Origin of the sequence: Neobacillus niacini (assembly GCF_023715785.1) — a bacterium.
Classification (GTDB): Bacteria; Bacillota; Bacilli; order Bacillales; family Cytobacillaceae; genus Neobacillus; species Neobacillus niacini_E.
This window is the reverse complement of sequence record NZ_JAMBOX010000012.1, coordinates 113,924-129,329: the sequence shown is the minus strand read 5'-3', so window position 1 is coordinate 129,329 and position 15,406 is coordinate 113,924. Positions and strand designations below refer to the sequence as shown.

Here is a 15,406-nt window from a genome sequence, read left to right as displayed (position 1 = left end):
AAATATTGTATAATAAGGGTGAGGAGATGATGATCATGGGACTTAAATATCAACATATTTTAGTTGCTATTGACGGGTCGAAGGAAGCTGATTGGGCGTTCAAGAAGGGGATAGAAGTAGCAAAGAGAAATCATTGCCCGCTTCTCTTGGTGCATGTTATTGATACAAGGTCATTCGCATTAATTGAGGCCTACGACACAGTGATTGGCGACCGGGCCGAGAAGCTTGCCAAGGATATGCTGGAAAACTATAAAAGGCAGGCTGAGGACGCCGGAGTACCAAATGTAGAGTACGAAATTGATTTTGGTTCACCTAAAATTCGCATCCCTCGAGATTTGGCCAAGAAACATAAGATTGATTTGATTATCTGTGGCGCCACCGGAATGAACGTGGTGGAACGCTTCTTTATAGGCAGCGTTTCCGAACATATCACCCGCTATGCACCATGCGACGTCCTCGTTGTTCGGACTCCAAAAGATTTGGAATAACCATTTTAAGCACGAAGCATCTGCTTCGTGCTTTTTTACTGAAATATCATTTCAAAGTATAGTAAAATAAAAGGACCATAACTTCGTGGAGGACATTATGACAGATCATTTTTCTTTTGACCAGCGCCTTGGTATTCATATTCCGGTTTTAACTAAGGAATGGGATCTATACAGTAAAGAAACACAGGAGGAAATTCTCCTGCGCTGGGAGCGGATTCGCGGGTCAATACCTGACCGAATCATCGACCTTGAACAAGACATTAACCACAAACAAGCACAGCTTTCAGATGAAAATGATTTCACGCGTTCCTGCCAATTGAACACTGAAATTGCCGAACTTGCTTCCATCATCAATGATTTATGGCTTTGGTATCGGGCCAACCAAACAATGTCGGATAAAGCACATTTTTAGCGAAAAGCGGAAGCGCCTTGATCAGCCCCGACAAGCTTAAGACGTAACCCGCAGGACGGGCCTGCCCTCCGGAGGGGGACGGCTTAAGACTCGAGCTGCTCAAAGCTATCGCTTCTCGCAAGATACTCTGAGGAGCCTATTCGGGGATGAAAACTGGCTAGGCGCTGGAGCTAGACAAAAAACTCCCTTACGCCAAGGGAGTTTTCTCTGTTTATAAATCTTTTTTAATCTCCTTTACGACATGGCCAATCTCCGGCAGAATTAGCCTATTCATCGCCAACCTAACCGCTCCTGATGACCCGGGAGTCGAGAATACAGCTTTATTTTTTACAACTCCGGCGATTGCACGTGAAAGAATTGCTGCAGACCCGATATCTTCCTGGTAGCTTAGCATTCTAAATAACTCCCCGAATCCCACGATTTCTTTCTCCAGCAACGCTTGAACCGTTTCGATGGTTACATCACGCTTGGCAATACCTGTTCCGCCATTGGTTAAAATGACGTCAATATTGTCCCGGCCGCAGCCACGCAAAATTTCCGTTTTAATTGGCTCAGCTTCATCTTTAACGATTGCGTATTCGACAATTCGGTGGCCCGCCTCTTCCAGCAGGTCCATCATCAGCCTGCCACTTTTGTCGGTTTCTTTGTCTCTCGTATCACTGACCGTGATTACCTTACAATTGACAGAGCCTTGAGCTGTTTTTCTATGTTCTTGAATACTCATTTATAATTCCTCTTTTTCATTAAGATAACGAAGTTGATAATATTTTTGCGCCAGAACGGTCACCTTTCTAGTCAGCTGATAGTTCACCCCGGCGCCAATCCCCATGCTGATCAGCGGAAGTTCCTGAATCAATCTTTTCTTAAAAAGTGTGATGACCATGGCTTTTAGCAGCTGTTGAAGCGGCAGGTCTATCCAGGTAATATCCGTCATTTCCTCCTTGCCTTCATAAAAATATGGCGTGTGCTCAGCAGCCATTTCCTCTATTAACATCGACCAGCCTTGTTTTTGCAGTCTTGGCGGCAATGTTGCGGTATGAAACACCTTTAATGACGTCATCATTTCATGCGGGGTATTCGTTTCGAATCCATATGCCATCGCGATTAATTGGACCACACGTAAATTAATGACCGCCATTGCCGGAATATCCATTCCCAAGAGCAGCGGACCACCCGTACCGGCAATACCACCTTGGATTAAGGAGTACATTCGGTGCCGGGCAATTTGCTGGTCGGCTATGTACTGCAATTGATTGATATCCAAACTCTTTAAATCTTCTATTTTTTCTAATTCCTGGTGAAAAATTCTCCCGGAGGACAGGATTCTTTCCTTGGCATCCTGCTGTAGCTGTGAGGCTTGAATCATATTATGCAAATAATATAGCCACGTATCGATAACCGAAAAAAATTGTCGTTGCGTTTTTTCAGGTAAAACAGAAAAGGCTTGCTCCAAATATTTTTCATAAGTCAATTGAAAGTCGTTCGGCTCATTAGAAAATAATCCCTGTTCCCATTCCCTTATTTCCTGTAAGATTTTCTGTTCGCGGTCAGTCAAAGGCACACCATATACCTCCTTTCCGAGGATTTTCCTAAAGTATACCATAAAGTGAAACTTCAATCAGTGGGGTTTTTTCCATCCCCACTGATTGTTAGTTGAGGCCAGCAGGATGCTGGTCACGCAGACGTTGCCACAGGCGTATTTAGTCTGCGTTCATTTTTTCGGACATTTACGGGCAGTTGTCCCCCACCTATACTTCTTTGATTTTTCTAAGTATCGAGATGGGGGTCTTACTGCCCGTTAATGTGGGATAAACAAATATCTATATATAAAGGCAAAAGCCATTTAGACTTTTGCCTTTACTATTAGTGAATATCTGTAAGCCGTATAACATCGCGGGCAATCATGACTTCTTCATTGGTAGGGATGACAATGACCTTTACCGGTGAATGCGGGTAATTGACAAACGCCTCCTCACCTCTGACCTGATTAAGCGCAGGATCCCAATACACACCCATGAACTCAAGCCCTTTTAATACACTGGCACGAATAGTATCACTATTTTCACCAATGCCGGCAGTGAAGATAATCGCATCGACGCCGTTCATCCGTGCGGCATAAGAACCGATATATTTATGAATTCGGTTAGAGAATACATCCAAGGCAAGCTGTGCACGCTCATTTCCCTGTTTTGCCTGAATTTCAATATCCCTTAAATCACTGGAAAATCCAGAAACAGCCAGCATACCGCTTTTCTTATTTAAGACCTCAAGCACTTCATCCGCTGTTTTCCCCGTTTTTTCCATGATAAATGGAATCAATGCTGGGTCGATGTTACCGGAACGTGTACCCATCGTTACCCCAGCAAGCGGCGTAAAGCCCATCGATGTATCGATTGATTTACCGCCCTGAATGGCCGCAATACTTGCTCCATTTCCCAGATGGCAGGAAATCAGTCTAATCTGCTCCAACGGGCGTCCCAATAGCTGGGCGGCACGCTGTGAAACATATTTATGGCTGGTTCCATGGAAGCCGTACTTGCGGATCCCATAGTTCTTATAGTACTCAAATGGAAGACTATATAGATAAGAACTTGCCGGCATAGTTTGATGGAAAGCAGTATCAAAGACCGCAATTGCCGGCACATCCGGAAGGACACGCTTGAATGCCTTGATTCCCGTTACGTTTGCTGGGTTATGTAACGGCGCCAAATCTGATAATTCTTCAATTTTCTGTAACACTTCATCGGTAATGAGTGCAGAGTCATTAAACTCTTCACCGCCATGAACGACCCGATGGCCGATTCCGTCAATTTCATTTAAAGATTTGATAATTCCTAGTGTTGTCAATTTATCCAACAGCATCTTGACGGCAACCTCATGGTCCGGAATGTCCAGGGTTTCCTGGATCTTTTCGCCATTTACTGTAATGGAAAAGATGGAATCGCTAAGTCCGATACGTTCAATTAATCCTTTAGTAATGACTTCCTCTGCCGGCATTTCAAACAATTGAAATTTCAGCGAGGAACTTCCTGCATTAATTGCAATAATTTTTGCCATTTGTAACCGCTCCTTTATTTATGTACACAACAACATAGTTATATTTTGTTCAATGCTCTCCGAATTATCGCCCTCAACTTCTCATTTAAACATTGAAAAATATTCTTTTCAAGGTATAAAATCACTGTCAGCGGTTACATGCAAAATATAAATCAATTCAAATTATTCGTAAAAGTGTAAAAGGATGACCGCAATAGTCATCCTTTGTTTTCGTGGAACCATTTATCAATTTCGGTAAGAATTTTATCCATTTCCTGGCGTTTTGACAGGCTCGGCAGGTTGACCAGCAGTGCCTGCTTGGGCGGCTTGATGCCTTCTCCTCTTTTCTGTAGAACCAGAATGCTTTTTGCTGCGCTTTTCGTTTTGAACATGGTCGTTGGCAGTTGCAGAAGCCCTTGGATAATAACCTGTTCCTTAAAATAATTACGAAGCTGTTCTGCCTGCTCACTTTCAAACAGCCCGTTGGGGATAACGAAAAATAAATACCCACCGGGCTTCGTATGGCGGACACTTTGTTCGATAAATAGATGATGAGCATAGGAATGGCCAGAAGCAGCTTTTAGCTGATAATCCGCCGCTCTTACGTCGTTAGGGTAGAACCCAACTGGCAAATCAGCAATGACTGCATCAACAGGATCAATAAATAATGGCTCTAGGCTATCCTGATTGAAAAACTGTACGGCCTGCCTTTGCAAATTGGCACTCACATAAGCAAGTTTGATCAGCAGGTCATCAATATCGACGCCTATTGCGTCCGTGTCCTTCCCAACATGATTTAGCACCGTCATTAATAAATTGCCCGTTCCAACCGCCGGGTCAAGCAAACGGAATGACTTGTCCTTGATAAAACGGCCGACAAGATAGGCAACAAGCATACCTACAGTATCAGGGGTCATTTGGTGGTTGGACTGGACGGTTTCCTTCATTCCTTTTAGAATGACCAGCTGGAAGGATTTACGGATCTCCTCGTTTGAATATCTATCTAGTTCAATCCCCTGATACTGCTTGTTCAGCCGTTTCACTGTCAACTCGCTAAGCTCATCCTGAAGGATCGTGCCATGGAATAGATTCTCTCCCGTTTCGGCCAGCGCTTCCAAAAGGGAGCAATCCAATTCTTCCTGTAATACTGTTGCCGTCTCATTAAATAAGGTAAATAATTTTTCAATTGGAGATAAGGTCATCGGTCTCCTCCATTTTTCAATTTTCTCTCACCATTTTTATCTTCGGCGGGGAATTTTAAACAAAGTTAAAAGACCCCGCCAATGACGAGGCCTCCTGCATTTATATTACTTCGCGTTTCTTGCCGCTTCAAGTGCCGCTTCATAGTTAGGATGGTTGGTCGCTTCGCTTACATATTCCACATATGTCACAGTATCGCTGGAATCAACCACAAAGACAGCGCGGGTTAATAATCTTAGTTCCTGGATTCCTACCCCATAAGCTTCTCCAAAAGAAAGATCGCGATGGTCAGATAAGGTCTGCACGTTTTCAATACCGGCAGCAGCACACCAGCGTTTTTGGGCAAATGGAAGGTCTACGCTTACAGTCAGTACTTTTACGTTTCCAAGGCTATTTGCTTCCTCATTGAAACGACGTGTTTCCGCATCACAAACGCCTGTATCAAGCGATGGAACAGAAGTAATCAACCGAACCTGACCCTTCGTGCTGTCTAAAGTAACCTCTGACAAGTCATTAGCCAGTACTGTGAAATTTGGTGCTTTGTCACCAACCTTTACTTCATTGCCTAATAGTGTAATTGGGTTCCCCTTAAATGTTACATTTGCCATGTTTACATCCTCCTTTGTCATTTCCGAGCCCCATCCCGCATAAGGAACTGGCTCAATTGGTATATGTACAGAGTTACTATATCCTGTCAAAATTATTTTTGCAATTATTATGAACTTTGTCAGCGCCATTTTTTACCCCAAGAAAAAGGCTAATCCCCAATATGGAGGATTAACCTTTCATCCTATAAGTCTAAATCATTTATTAGCTGTTCGTTTTGCTGCTCCGATAAATTATTCTGCTGTGAGTTGCCTTGTTTCTGTTGGTTATTTTGCTTTTGCTGGTTATTTTGCTGATCTCTTTTCGAGAACATTTGCTGGATTTTATCAACCGCTTGCGGGGCTAGTTCAAGGATCTTCTCATATAAATGTGTGCTTTCATCCAAATGAAGCATTTTAACGCCTTGAGAATTGACAATTAGAAACGCAATTGGCGTGATGGACACACCGGCACCGCTTCCGCCGCCGAATGGGAGGTGCGACTGCCCTTGGCCTTGTCCTTGACCTTGACTTTGCCCGCCATCCATCTTGAATTCACTTCCCCCGGCGGCAAATCCGAAGCCCACCTTCGATACTGTTAAAATCACACTGCCATCGGGAGTTTCTACTGGGTCACCAATAATCGTATTGACATCAATCATTTCTTTTAAGCTTTCCATCGCTGTTGTCATCAAACCTTGAATCGGATGCTCAGCCATAGCAGTAATCCTCCTTATTTAAACAGATTTCATTTTTTCATTTGAAAAATTAGTTTTATTGCTGGCAGGCGTTTTTGCGCCTCTCCAAAACTTAATCAGTTTTAATCCTGCCAATATAGCATGCCCGATTCGAAATTGAAAAATACATGAAATCCGGGTTTGAATCACTGTAGCCTGAAAATGCGGGGTAATCGAAATGTGCGGCTCTGCTACCAATCTTAAATTATGGCTGAGAATTCCTAGAGCACTCCCTTTGATTGCCCATAATCCCCCTGCAGCTATACCCGTGTGGGCGGCATTTCCCAAACCGATTAATGAATGCCATTCAAACTTTTTTATCTTGACCTTCATCAGAAACTTTTTGATGATCACTTTCAAACCCGAAACCTTATGAAGGAAATCCTTTGCCTTTTCCAGATAAGATTTTACGCTATCTTCGGTTATTTGTTTTGTGCCGGTATCCGAACTTTGTTCATTACCGTCCGCTGGTTTCTCGGTTTTGGCAATAATACTCGGAGAATCATCATCAACTTTGATTAATGGAATTTGACGCTTAAACCTAATGATTCCAAACCAAATTCGAATTTCCAGTTTAAGGTCATCATTATCATTATGATGATAATATTCTGCCAAAATCGTTAATTTCGTAAAAATAATTAAGAGAAATAATAGAAAAAATAGCAGCAAAATCAGCAGGAACCAAAACACCCCATTCACAACCTTTCAACCTGCTATTATATCCCACCCCCTAAAAAATAAACCTGCCAACAATCCTGTTGACAGGTTTAAAAATCCTAGTCTGTATGAACCACTGTCGTGTCCGTAAACAAATCATGCAACCCTTGTTTTTTGGGCAAAAATGCAACGATAATATAACCAATGACGACAGTTGCCGATATGAACCTGCCAATCCACTCACGAAACAGTACGGTCCCCCAAGTCAAATTTTGCTGGTGCAGGTCAACCACTTTTAAGCCAAACACCATTTTACCAAGTGTTTGATTGAAGTATTTAGTCATCAAGACAAAATATAAATAAAAGACTGCCGCTGAAGCGATTGAAACAGGAGCAAACATATTGGCCTCGACCAATGATATTTTCATCAATCTAAACAGTGGATTAACTACCAGGCGTTCGATACTTCCTACCACAACCAAGTCCAAAAGGAAGGCCCAAAACCGCATCCAAAAGCCGGCATATCGGACGGGCACTTGTTGATAGTGAGATATCTGCCCCTCGTTTTTTTCAAAGCCATGTTCCGAAGTTATACCATAACCATTTTCTAATTGAGAATCGGTTTCCGTCACGTCTATTGTGTTTTCTTGCGAATCCATCCTATCCATCTTGTTCCACTCCCTCTACTCCGCGTATAAGTACATAAGCCGCGGTGAATTTGGTTTGGAGAGAACCTTCATCAGGCCGGCCATTTCGGCACTTTCGCCAAGCCATTTCTTTGTCTGAATCTTGAATAGAGAACCAAAACCAAGATCTTCTGTATAACGGACCACCTGGGCGCCCTTTAGCTTTTCATTTTTTTTCATTTCCGCAATGACATCATCGAGATAGCCAAAGCCATCGATCAAATTCAGTTCCTTCGCCTGCCGACCGTCATAAACCCGGCCATCGGCAATTTGCTTGACCTGATCGATACTCATCCCGCGGCCGTCTGAAATCACTTTTACAAAGCCCTCATATGAATTGTCCACCATCTTTTGCAGGATCTGCCGTTCCTCCTCGGTCATTTCCCGTGACGGGCTCATAATATCCTTATACTTGCCGCTTTTAATCGTCACAAAATCAACACCATATTTATCGGCCAGGCCTTTATAATTAATCCCTTCCATAATGACCCCAAGGCTGCCTGTCAAAGTTTCCGGGCTGGCGTAAATTTTATTGGCTGCAGTTGAAATATAATAGCCACCGGAAGCGGCCATTGAGCCCATCGATATGTATACAGGTTTTTTGCTATCCTTGGCAATTTCCTTAAGCTTATCGTGAATTTCTGCACTTTCCACGACCCCGCCACCTGGTGAATTCACTCTGACAATAACCCCTTTAACCGAATCGTCCTCTTTAATCATATTGAGCTTTTTCATAAACCTCTGATGGTTATAAGAGGAGTCAGCGAATAATGATTCGGCTTCACCCGTATCCTGGATGACACCATCGACATCAAGAATGACAATTTTTTTAAATTCACTGCCCTCCTCTACAACTTCTTCTGTGAACGGCTCCTCCGTCGTAGCCATTAATTCGCTGAAATTGGTTTGAAATCCTTTAAAGGCAAAGGACGATAACAGGTTTATGACAACAGATACAAAAAATAATGCCGCGGCAATCCCTAGGGCGGCCCATCGCTTTCCATTCATGTGTATTCCCCCTACTTAAATGTCTAATCTGTTAAATTTACGTTCCTTCCCTCATATTGTTTCAAAAAAGTGCTAAACTAATTTGAGACTATTATTATTATTTTAGCAAAAATTGATTTTTGAATGGGCAATCTCAATGCAATTTTTTTATCTTTTTACAAGGAGGTCCAAAAATGTCAGAGAGACGGAATATTTATTACTCTTACAGACGCGATGCGGATATGCTTGCAAAAGCCGGACCGCTGTTTGAAGCGACTGAACGCTATGGCTTTACGATTGTGGATGATTACAGGAAGGCAAACATTATTGCCAGTATTGGCGATGATGGGGCATTTCTTCAGGCTGTCCGAAAAACTGGCTTCCGTGACGACTGCCTTTATATGGGGATTTCTACAACAAATAACCTGAATATGTATTGCGATTTTCGAATTGGCGAAACATCTAATATGATTAATGCCATGCAGAATGAGAAACTAGAGGTACGTCGCTATCCGCTCATAGAAGTATCGGTCGATGACCAAGGTACCTTTACCTGCTTAAACGAATTTAGTCTCAACTCAGCAATCATTAAAACACTTGTGATTGATGTTTTTATTGATCAGCTGCATTTTGAAACCTTCCGCGGCGATGGATTGATTGTTTCTACGCCAACCGGAAGCTCCGCGTACAATAAATCGGTTCGTGGTGCGGTTGTCGACCCGCTGCTTCCATGTATGCAAGTCAGTGAAATAGCTTCAATTAATAATAACCGTTACAGGACGCTTGGGTCCTCCTTTATTTTAAGCGGTGACCGAAGCCTTACCCTTAAAGTGGTTCCCGAAGGCAACGACTATCCTACGATGGGCATGGACAACGAAGCGTTGAGCATTCGTTATGTTGATAAAATAAGTATAAAGCTAAGCGACAAGAAATTAAAAACCTTAAAACTGAAGGACAACTCCTTCTTTGAAAAAGTGAAGAGAACATTCCTTTAATACAAAAACCTTATCCACCGTCAGGATAAGGTTTTTTCTTTACGCATTTTTAATTCGATTTCGGCAAATAGCTTGGTTCTCGACAGTGAGTAGATTGTTAAAGCTGTCCAGATGAAAATAAAGGACAGGAGCTGCACTTTTGAAAAATGCTCATCGTAAACAAATACCCCAAGTAAAAGCATTATAGTTGGCGCAATATACTGTAGAAAACCTAGCAGCGATAATGGAATTTTTTGCGCGCCCTTTGCAAAATAAAGCAGCGGCACAGCTGTGGCGGCGCCCGCACCGATTAACAGCAGGTCCGTCGCAATGCTTGGATTCAAAAAGGAATTGCTTCCCTTTACAAATAGAACGAGCATATAAATGGCGGCAATTGGAGTCATGACCAAAGTTTCCAGTGTTAATCCGACAGCCGAATCAACATTGATTACTTTTTTCACTAATCCATACACCCCAAAGGTTACGGCCAAAACAATCGCTACCCAAGGAAATTCGCCATGGGCAATCGTAATAATCAGCACTCCGATTGTAGCCAATCCGAATGATATATACTGATAAATCGATAATTTTTCTTTTAAAACGAGCATCCCCAACAAAATGCTGACCAGAGGATTGATATAATATCCGAGGCTCGTTTCAATCAAATGCCCGTTATTGACAGCCCAGATATAGACAAACCAGTTGATACTGATTAAAACGGAAGCCACGATTAATGCATACATCTGTTTTTTTCTCTGGGCAAAACCCTTCAGAGTCTCCACAAGCAATCCTAATTTTTTTGAAAAAACTAGGATCAACAGCATAAAAACAAACGACCAAAATACACGGTTTGCCAGAATTTCTTTTGCCTCTACCGTATTTAACAGCTTCCAATAGATCGGCAATAACCCCCAAAGTAAATATGAAAAGGCAGCGTGGATTGTCCCCAGCTGAACTTCATTTTTTTTCATTTATCCCTTTTCCCCGTTTCCTTCTAGTCTCGAAATAATTTCTATTATACATGGAAACTTTATAATCGGGAAGATTATTTGCTTGGGTGCCTAATAGTAAAAAAGAAATCGGTGCTTTCACCGATTTCTTCGTTTTCTATCTATTTTTTGCGGCAGCCAATTCCTGCTGGCGCAATTCAACCCTGCGGATTTTCCCTGATGTTGTCTTCGGCAGTTCAGCCAAATATTCGATTTTCCTTGGATATTTGTATGGTGCTGTCAACGTTTTAACATGTTCCTGGAGTGTTTTTGTCAGATTAGGATCAGCAGAATCCACACCTTCTACTAATACAACAAATGCTTTTACGATAAAACCACGGATTTCATCTGGGCTTGCGACAACCGCACATTCTTTTACGTACGGATGTTTAACTAGGGCGTCTTCTACTTCAAACGGTCCAATTGTATATCCCGAGCTAATAATGATATCATCGCCGCGGCCTTCAAACCAGAAATAACCGTCTTCGTCCATTTTTGCCTTATCCCCGGTTACATAATAATCGCCGCGGAATTGCATGGCCGTTCTTTCAGGGTCCTTATAATAATTTTTAAACAGTGCTGGCGTTTCTACGTGAACGGCAATGTCGCCGACCTCACCAACAGCACAGACTTCACCTTCATCATTAATAATTTCCACCCGATTGCCCGGTGTAGGTTTGCCCATTGAGCCCGGTCTTAGTTCCATTCCCTTGGTTACCCCAACAAGAAGCGTATTTTCGGTTTGTCCATAGCCATCACGGACGTCTATATTAAAATACTTTCTGAAAGTATCAATTACTTCGCGATTTAGCGGCTCACCAGCAGATACAGCACTATGGAGCTTTGGCAATTGATAGTCAGCCAAGTTATCCACTTTTGCCATTAACCGGTATTCTGTCGGTGTACAGCAAAGGACATTGACCTGATATTTTTGCAGAAGGTTTAAGTATGTTTTTGGCTCAAATTTTCCATTATAGACAAAACCTGTTGCACCTGAACCAAGAACGGACAAGAACGGGCTCCAAATCCACTTTTGCCACCCCGGACCGGCGGTAGCCCATACTATATCGCTTTCTTCAATGCAAAGCCACTTGGCCGCTGCAGTTCTGAGATGGGCGAAGGCCCACCCATGCGTATGAACAACCCCTTTTGGATTGCCTGTCGTTCCCGATGTATAGGATAAAAACGCCATGTCATCTCTAAGAGTATCGGCGATTTGGAAATCATCTGAAACCTTGTCCATTTCCTCATCCAATTGAATCCAGCCCGTTTCATCAGCCCCGATAACAAACTTGCTCAATTGTTCTGTTTCCGCGATATTTTTAAATTGGTCAACATAAGGGTAATAGCTGACAACAGCCTTCACATCACCATGGGTAATACGGTATTTAAGGTCCTTCTCTCTCAGCATTTCCGAACTTGGGATCACTACCATTCCCGCCTTTAGCGCAGCTAAATAAACTACATACGCTTCAATCAGGCGTGGGACGATGACCAGGACGATATCGCCTTTTGCCAATCCGTTTTGTGTAAAGACATTCGCTGCCTTGTTTACCCGCTTCAATAGCTGTTCATAGGTAACTTCCTTTGTTTCCCCTGCTTCATTTTCCCATTTCAGGGCCACCTTTGCGGGATCTTTCGCAAAACGTTCAACTTCCGATACCAGATTATACCGTTCTGGTGCAATTAAATCTTCCCGTTTCATTTTCTTCCCCTCCAACTATTTTTTTATTATTTGATGCTATTACCTAGTACTAATTATAAGACTTTTCATACAAAATAAAAAGAGAGAGCGGAAAAAATTCCACTCTCTCTGTAGCCATCATATTCTTTTTTAATTAACGAGAAAATCCGCCGCCTAATTGAGATTCAGCCATTGAAACTAGACGCTTTGTGATTTCACCACCAACAGATCCGTTAGCGCGTGAAGTAGTGTCAGCACCAAGGTTAACACCAAATTCTTGAGCAATTTCATATTTCATTTGGTCAAGAGCCTGTTGAGCTCCGCTTACTAACAATTGGTTAGAGCTATTGTTGTTTGCCATCTATACTCACCTCCTTGTGAGTATAGAATGTGTAGATTAACTTAGCTTCATTCGAAATAAGAGTTGGTAATTATTCACAAAATTTTCGAGTATAACAAAGAAATATCCTTTGCCTTTCACGCTTTGGATAGTGTTAAAATAATTCATCAAACTCTGAATTTGAGTTCCAATCCGGTTTTATATGAAGGGTTTCAACTTCTTCTACAGCTTCTTTAATTAACGGTTCAAAATCAAAATAACTTTCATACTGGTTTACTTTTTCGCGCTTCGGTTTCGTTTTTGGTGATGCCGGGACGAAAATTGTGCAGCAATCTTCATATGGCCGATTAGATATCTCGAGTGTGTCAATTGCACTCGCGATTTTTATAATATCGGTTTTGTCCATCGAAATCAAGGGGCGCAAAATCGGTGTATTTGTGACCTCGTTAATCGCAAACATGCTTTCGAGTGTCTGGCTTGCAACCTGACCGAGATTTTCCCCGGTTATAATTGCCAGTCCCTCTTGCTTTGCCCGGATTTTATCGGTAATTTTCAGCATCATTCTTCTTGTCGACGTCATTGTATAATTTTCTGGAACCTGCTCCCGAATCGCCTGTTGGATATCAGTAAAATGAACAATATGCAATTTCATCGACCCGCCGCTGATTTCCGCTAATTTTTTACATAGATCAATTACCTTTTCCTTTGCGCGTTCGCTCGTAAACGGCGGGCTAAAGAAGTGCACCGCCTCGACCTCAACACCACGCCTCATCGCCTGATAGGCAGCTACCGGACTATCAATCCCTCCAGAAAGCATCAGCAAAGCCTTTCCGCTTGACCCAACCGGAAGTCCGCCTGCACCTTGAATCGTCTCGCATGACAGATAAATCGCTTCTTTTCGGATTTCGACCCGTAGGTTGATATCAGGATTTCTCACATCGACTTTTAAATCAGGGATGTTTTGCAGCAAATACCCGCCAACAGCATGATTGGTTTCATCTGTATTTAGTTCAAAGGTTTTGTCAGACCTTTTTGCTGTTACCTTGAAAGTTTGTCCGGGCTGATACAGGGAATTAACTAACTCTAAAGACGCCTGTTTCAATATCTCCACATCTTTTTCGATTTTGATGGCCGGACTAAAGGATTGAATCCCAAATATATTCTTCAATTTATTGACAATTTCTATCCCGTTTTCTCCATTTAATAATACGTACATCCGATCTCGGCTTGCCTCTATTTTTATGTTTGGAAACGATGAGAGAGCAATGCGAACGCTTTTTCTCAACTTATCGACAAATTTATTGCGGTTTCTCCCTTTTGTGGATATTTCCCCATAACGGATTAAAATGCGGTCATAATTCATTTTTTCATTACCTTTCCTAATTGATTTACTGTATCACTTATCGCCTTTATTACTTTCTTCGCTTCCTGTTCGGTATTTTCGAAAGACAGACTTAGCCTAATGGCCCTCTCAGCCAAATCTTCAGCAACCCCCATCGCAATCAGGGTATGACTCGGCGCTTTCTTCTTCGAGGAACAGGCGCTGGTTGTTGAGACAAACACGTCCCTCTGTTCAAGGGCATGGATAAATGTTTCCGATTTAATTCCTGTCAAGGAAAAATTTAATATATGTGGAGCTGAATCGTCTGCCGGGGTATTGATTGTAATACCTTCTATCTTCGACAACTCCGTTCGAAGCAAGTTATTGATTTGTTTCATCGCCTTTAATCCGGAATCGCTCTTCATCATCGTCAAACGGAGCGCTTTTGCCAACGAGACAAAGCCCGCCACATTCTCAGTGCCGCTCCGAAGGGTTCGTTCCTGATTGCCGCCAGAAAATAACGGAGTCAGCTTGACGCCTTCACGAATATATAAGACACCCGTTCCTTTTAAGCCATGGAATTTATGGGCCGATAATGAACATAAGTCGATTCTGCTTTCAGTAATGGAAAGTGGAACCTTTCCAATTCCCTGCACCGCATCCACGTGAAACAGGATGGTTGGGTAATTCTTCAATAACTCGCCAATTTCCTTAATCGGCTGAATCGACCCCACCTCATTATTTACGTGCATGATAGAAACTAAAATCGTGTCCTTCCGGATGGCCTGTTCAACTGCCGAAAGGGATACCCTCCCACTTTGGTCCACAGGGAGATAGGTTATCTCAAAGCCATCACGTTCCAGCTGTGCTGCAGCATCCCGAACGGATGGATGTTCAATTTTGGTCGTAATAATATGCCTGCCTCTGTTCCTGTTTTGAAATGCCGCGCCTTTAATGGCAAGATTATTGCTCTCCGTACCGCCAGAGGTAAAAAATATTTCACCCGGCTTTGTATTTAATAATCTGGCAACCTGTTCCCTTGCCTGGGTAAGCAGCTTCTCCGCCTGTCCGCCAAAGCGATGTAGGGATGACGGATTCGCAAAATAGTCGTTCGAGACTTTCATAAAAGAATCCAATACTTCTTTATATGGCTTCGTTGTTGCACTATTATCAAAGTAAATCATGGTTTCACCCTTTTCTTTCACTGCCGAAATAAATCTTATCACAAATATATTATGTTGAAAAAATAAATGTAAACTCGACGATTGGCAAGCTCGATTGGACGACGACAGAGGCGTAGTTGAATTTATG

Annotated in this window: 17 protein-coding genes; 3 read left to right on the top strand and 14 right to left on the bottom strand. The window is 42.5% G+C overall.

The annotated features are described in order from the left end of the window. Nucleotides 1-35: 35 nt before the first annotated feature. On the top strand, nt 36-488 hold the full coding sequence (locus M3234_RS19975; RefSeq protein WP_066311258.1) for a universal stress protein: 453 nt from the start codon (nt 36-38) through the stop codon (nt 486-488). Between the two features lie 97 nt (nt 489-585). Next, nucleotides 586-900, top strand: a complete 315-nt coding sequence (locus M3234_RS19970) for a hypothetical protein (RefSeq protein WP_262306407.1) — start codon at nt 586-588, stop codon at nt 898-900. A gap of 211 nt (nt 901-1,111) precedes the next feature. On the opposite strand, the gene M3234_RS19965 is transcribed toward M3234_RS19970, so the two are convergent. From M3234_RS19965 to sppA, 9 genes are all read right to left on the bottom strand, one after another. Beyond that, nucleotides 1,112-1,624 (bottom strand): MogA/MoaB family molybdenum cofactor biosynthesis protein, encoded by a 513-nt coding sequence (locus M3234_RS19965; protein ID WP_262306406.1) that lies wholly within the window; start codon nt 1,622-1,624, stop codon nt 1,112-1,114. Then, nucleotides 1,625-2,461 carry an EcsC family protein gene (locus M3234_RS19960; protein WP_262306405.1) on the bottom strand — a complete coding sequence of 279 codons (837 nt, stop codon included), beginning with the start codon at nt 2,459-2,461 and terminating at the stop codon, nt 1,625-1,627. Between the two features lie 302 nt (nt 2,462-2,763). Further along, nucleotides 2,764-3,957, bottom strand: coding sequence for an acetate kinase (locus M3234_RS19955; protein WP_262306404.1), 1,194 nt, complete (start codon nt 3,955-3,957; stop codon nt 2,764-2,766). Between the two features lie 197 nt (nt 3,958-4,154). After that, complete coding sequence (locus M3234_RS19950; RefSeq protein ID WP_262306403.1) at nt 4,155-5,138, bottom strand: class I SAM-dependent methyltransferase; 984 nt, start codon at nt 5,136-5,138, stop codon at nt 4,155-4,157. Nucleotides 5,139-5,243: 105 nt separating this feature from the next. Continuing rightward, nucleotides 5,244-5,744 (bottom strand): thiol peroxidase, encoded by a 501-nt coding sequence (tpx, locus tag M3234_RS19945; RefSeq protein WP_262306402.1) that lies wholly within the window; start codon nt 5,742-5,744, stop codon nt 5,244-5,246. Nucleotides 5,745-5,926: 182 nt separating this feature from the next. After that, nucleotides 5,927-6,439 (bottom strand): GerW family sporulation protein, encoded by a 513-nt coding sequence (gene ytfJ, locus M3234_RS19940; protein WP_262306401.1) that lies wholly within the window; start codon nt 6,437-6,439, stop codon nt 5,927-5,929. An 18-nt stretch (nt 6,440-6,457) separates the two neighbouring features. Next, on the bottom strand, nt 6,458-7,156 hold the full coding sequence (locus tag M3234_RS19935; protein ID WP_262306400.1) for a DUF2953 domain-containing protein: 699 nt from the start codon (nt 7,154-7,156) through the stop codon (nt 6,458-6,460). A 77-nt stretch (nt 7,157-7,233) separates the two neighbouring features. Next, nucleotides 7,234-7,623 (bottom strand): RDD family protein, encoded by a 390-nt coding sequence (locus M3234_RS19930; RefSeq protein WP_262306446.1) that lies wholly within the window; start codon nt 7,621-7,623, stop codon nt 7,234-7,236. A gap of 174 nt (nt 7,624-7,797) precedes the next feature. Next, nucleotides 7,798-8,808 (bottom strand): signal peptide peptidase SppA, encoded by a 1,011-nt coding sequence (gene sppA, locus M3234_RS19925; RefSeq protein ID WP_262306399.1) that lies wholly within the window; start codon nt 8,806-8,808, stop codon nt 7,798-7,800. Nucleotides 8,809-8,981: 173 nt separating this feature from the next. Between sppA and M3234_RS19920 the strand changes: the two genes are divergently transcribed. Continuing rightward, nucleotides 8,982-9,782: an NAD kinase gene (locus M3234_RS19920; protein WP_262306398.1), complete on the top strand. Its 801-nt coding sequence runs from the start codon at nt 8,982-8,984 to the stop codon at nt 9,780-9,782. A 20-nt stretch (nt 9,783-9,802) separates the two neighbouring features. Here the strand turns inward: M3234_RS19920 and rarD are convergent, their stop codons facing one another. From rarD to M3234_RS19895, 5 genes are all read right to left on the bottom strand, one after another. After that, nucleotides 9,803-10,732, bottom strand: a complete 930-nt coding sequence (gene rarD, locus M3234_RS19915; protein ID WP_262306397.1) for an EamA family transporter RarD — start codon at nt 10,730-10,732, stop codon at nt 9,803-9,805. 136 nt (nt 10,733-10,868) lie between these two features. Beyond that, complete coding sequence (mbcS, locus tag M3234_RS19910; protein ID WP_262306396.1) at nt 10,869-12,455, bottom strand: acyl-CoA synthetase MbcS; 1,587 nt, start codon at nt 12,453-12,455, stop codon at nt 10,869-10,871. Nucleotides 12,456-12,588: 133 nt separating this feature from the next. Beyond that, nucleotides 12,589-12,795, bottom strand: coding sequence for an alpha/beta-type small acid-soluble spore protein (locus M3234_RS19905; RefSeq protein ID WP_262306395.1), 207 nt, complete (start codon nt 12,793-12,795; stop codon nt 12,589-12,591). A 133-nt stretch (nt 12,796-12,928) separates the two neighbouring features. Next, nucleotides 12,929-14,137, bottom strand: a complete 1,209-nt coding sequence (gene thiI, locus M3234_RS19900) for a tRNA uracil 4-sulfurtransferase ThiI (protein ID WP_262306394.1) — start codon at nt 14,135-14,137, stop codon at nt 12,929-12,931. Next, nucleotides 14,134-15,279: a cysteine desulfurase family protein gene (locus M3234_RS19895; RefSeq protein ID WP_262306393.1), complete on the bottom strand. Its 1,146-nt coding sequence runs from the start codon at nt 15,277-15,279 to the stop codon at nt 14,134-14,136. Before M3234_RS19895 ends, thiI begins: the two co-directional genes overlap by 4 nt. Between the last annotated feature and the right edge of the window lie 127 nt (nt 15,280-15,406).

Bases quoted from the DNA above. Each gene is read 5' to 3' on its own strand.
- M3234_RS19975 (WP_066311258.1), top strand. From the start codon at position 36: ATGGGACTTAAATATCAACATATTTTAGTTGCTATTGACGGGTCGAAG.
- thiI (WP_262306394.1), bottom strand. From the start codon at position 14,137: ATGAATTATGACCGCATTTTAATCCGTTATGGGGAAATATCCACAAAA.
- mbcS (WP_262306396.1), bottom strand. From the start codon at position 12,455: ATGAAACGGGAAGATTTAATTGCACCAGAACGGTATAATCTGGTATCG.
- M3234_RS19965 (WP_262306406.1), bottom strand. From the start codon at position 1,624: ATGAGTATTCAAGAACATAGAAAAACAGCTCAAGGCTCTGTCAATTGT.
- M3234_RS19950 (WP_262306403.1), bottom strand. From the start codon at position 5,138: ATGACCTTATCTCCAATTGAAAAATTATTTACCTTATTTAATGAGACG.
- tpx (WP_262306402.1), bottom strand. From the start codon at position 5,744: ATGGCAAATGTAACATTTAAGGGGAACCCAATTACACTATTAGGCAAT.
- M3234_RS19895 (WP_262306393.1), bottom strand. From the start codon at position 15,279: ATGATTTACTTTGATAATAGTGCAACAACGAAGCCATATAAAGAAGTA.
- sppA (WP_262306399.1), bottom strand. From the start codon at position 8,808: ATGAATGGAAAGCGATGGGCCGCCCTAGGGATTGCCGCGGCATTATTT.
- M3234_RS19920 (WP_262306398.1), top strand. From the start codon at position 8,982: ATGTCAGAGAGACGGAATATTTATTACTCTTACAGACGCGATGCGGAT.
- M3234_RS19955 (WP_262306404.1), bottom strand. From the start codon at position 3,957: ATGGCAAAAATTATTGCAATTAATGCAGGAAGTTCCTCGCTGAAATTT.
- M3234_RS19970 (WP_262306407.1), top strand. From the start codon at position 586: ATGACAGATCATTTTTCTTTTGACCAGCGCCTTGGTATTCATATTCCG.
- M3234_RS19930 (WP_262306446.1), bottom strand. From the start codon at position 7,623: ATGCGGTTTTGGGCCTTCCTTTTGGACTTGGTTGTGGTAGGAAGTATC.
- rarD (WP_262306397.1), bottom strand. From the start codon at position 10,732: ATGAAAAAAAATGAAGTTCAGCTGGGGACAATCCACGCTGCCTTTTCA.
- ytfJ (WP_262306401.1), bottom strand. From the start codon at position 6,439: ATGGCTGAGCATCCGATTCAAGGTTTGATGACAACAGCGATGGAAAGC.
- M3234_RS19905 (WP_262306395.1), bottom strand. From the start codon at position 12,795: ATGGCAAACAACAATAGCTCTAACCAATTGTTAGTAAGCGGAGCTCAA.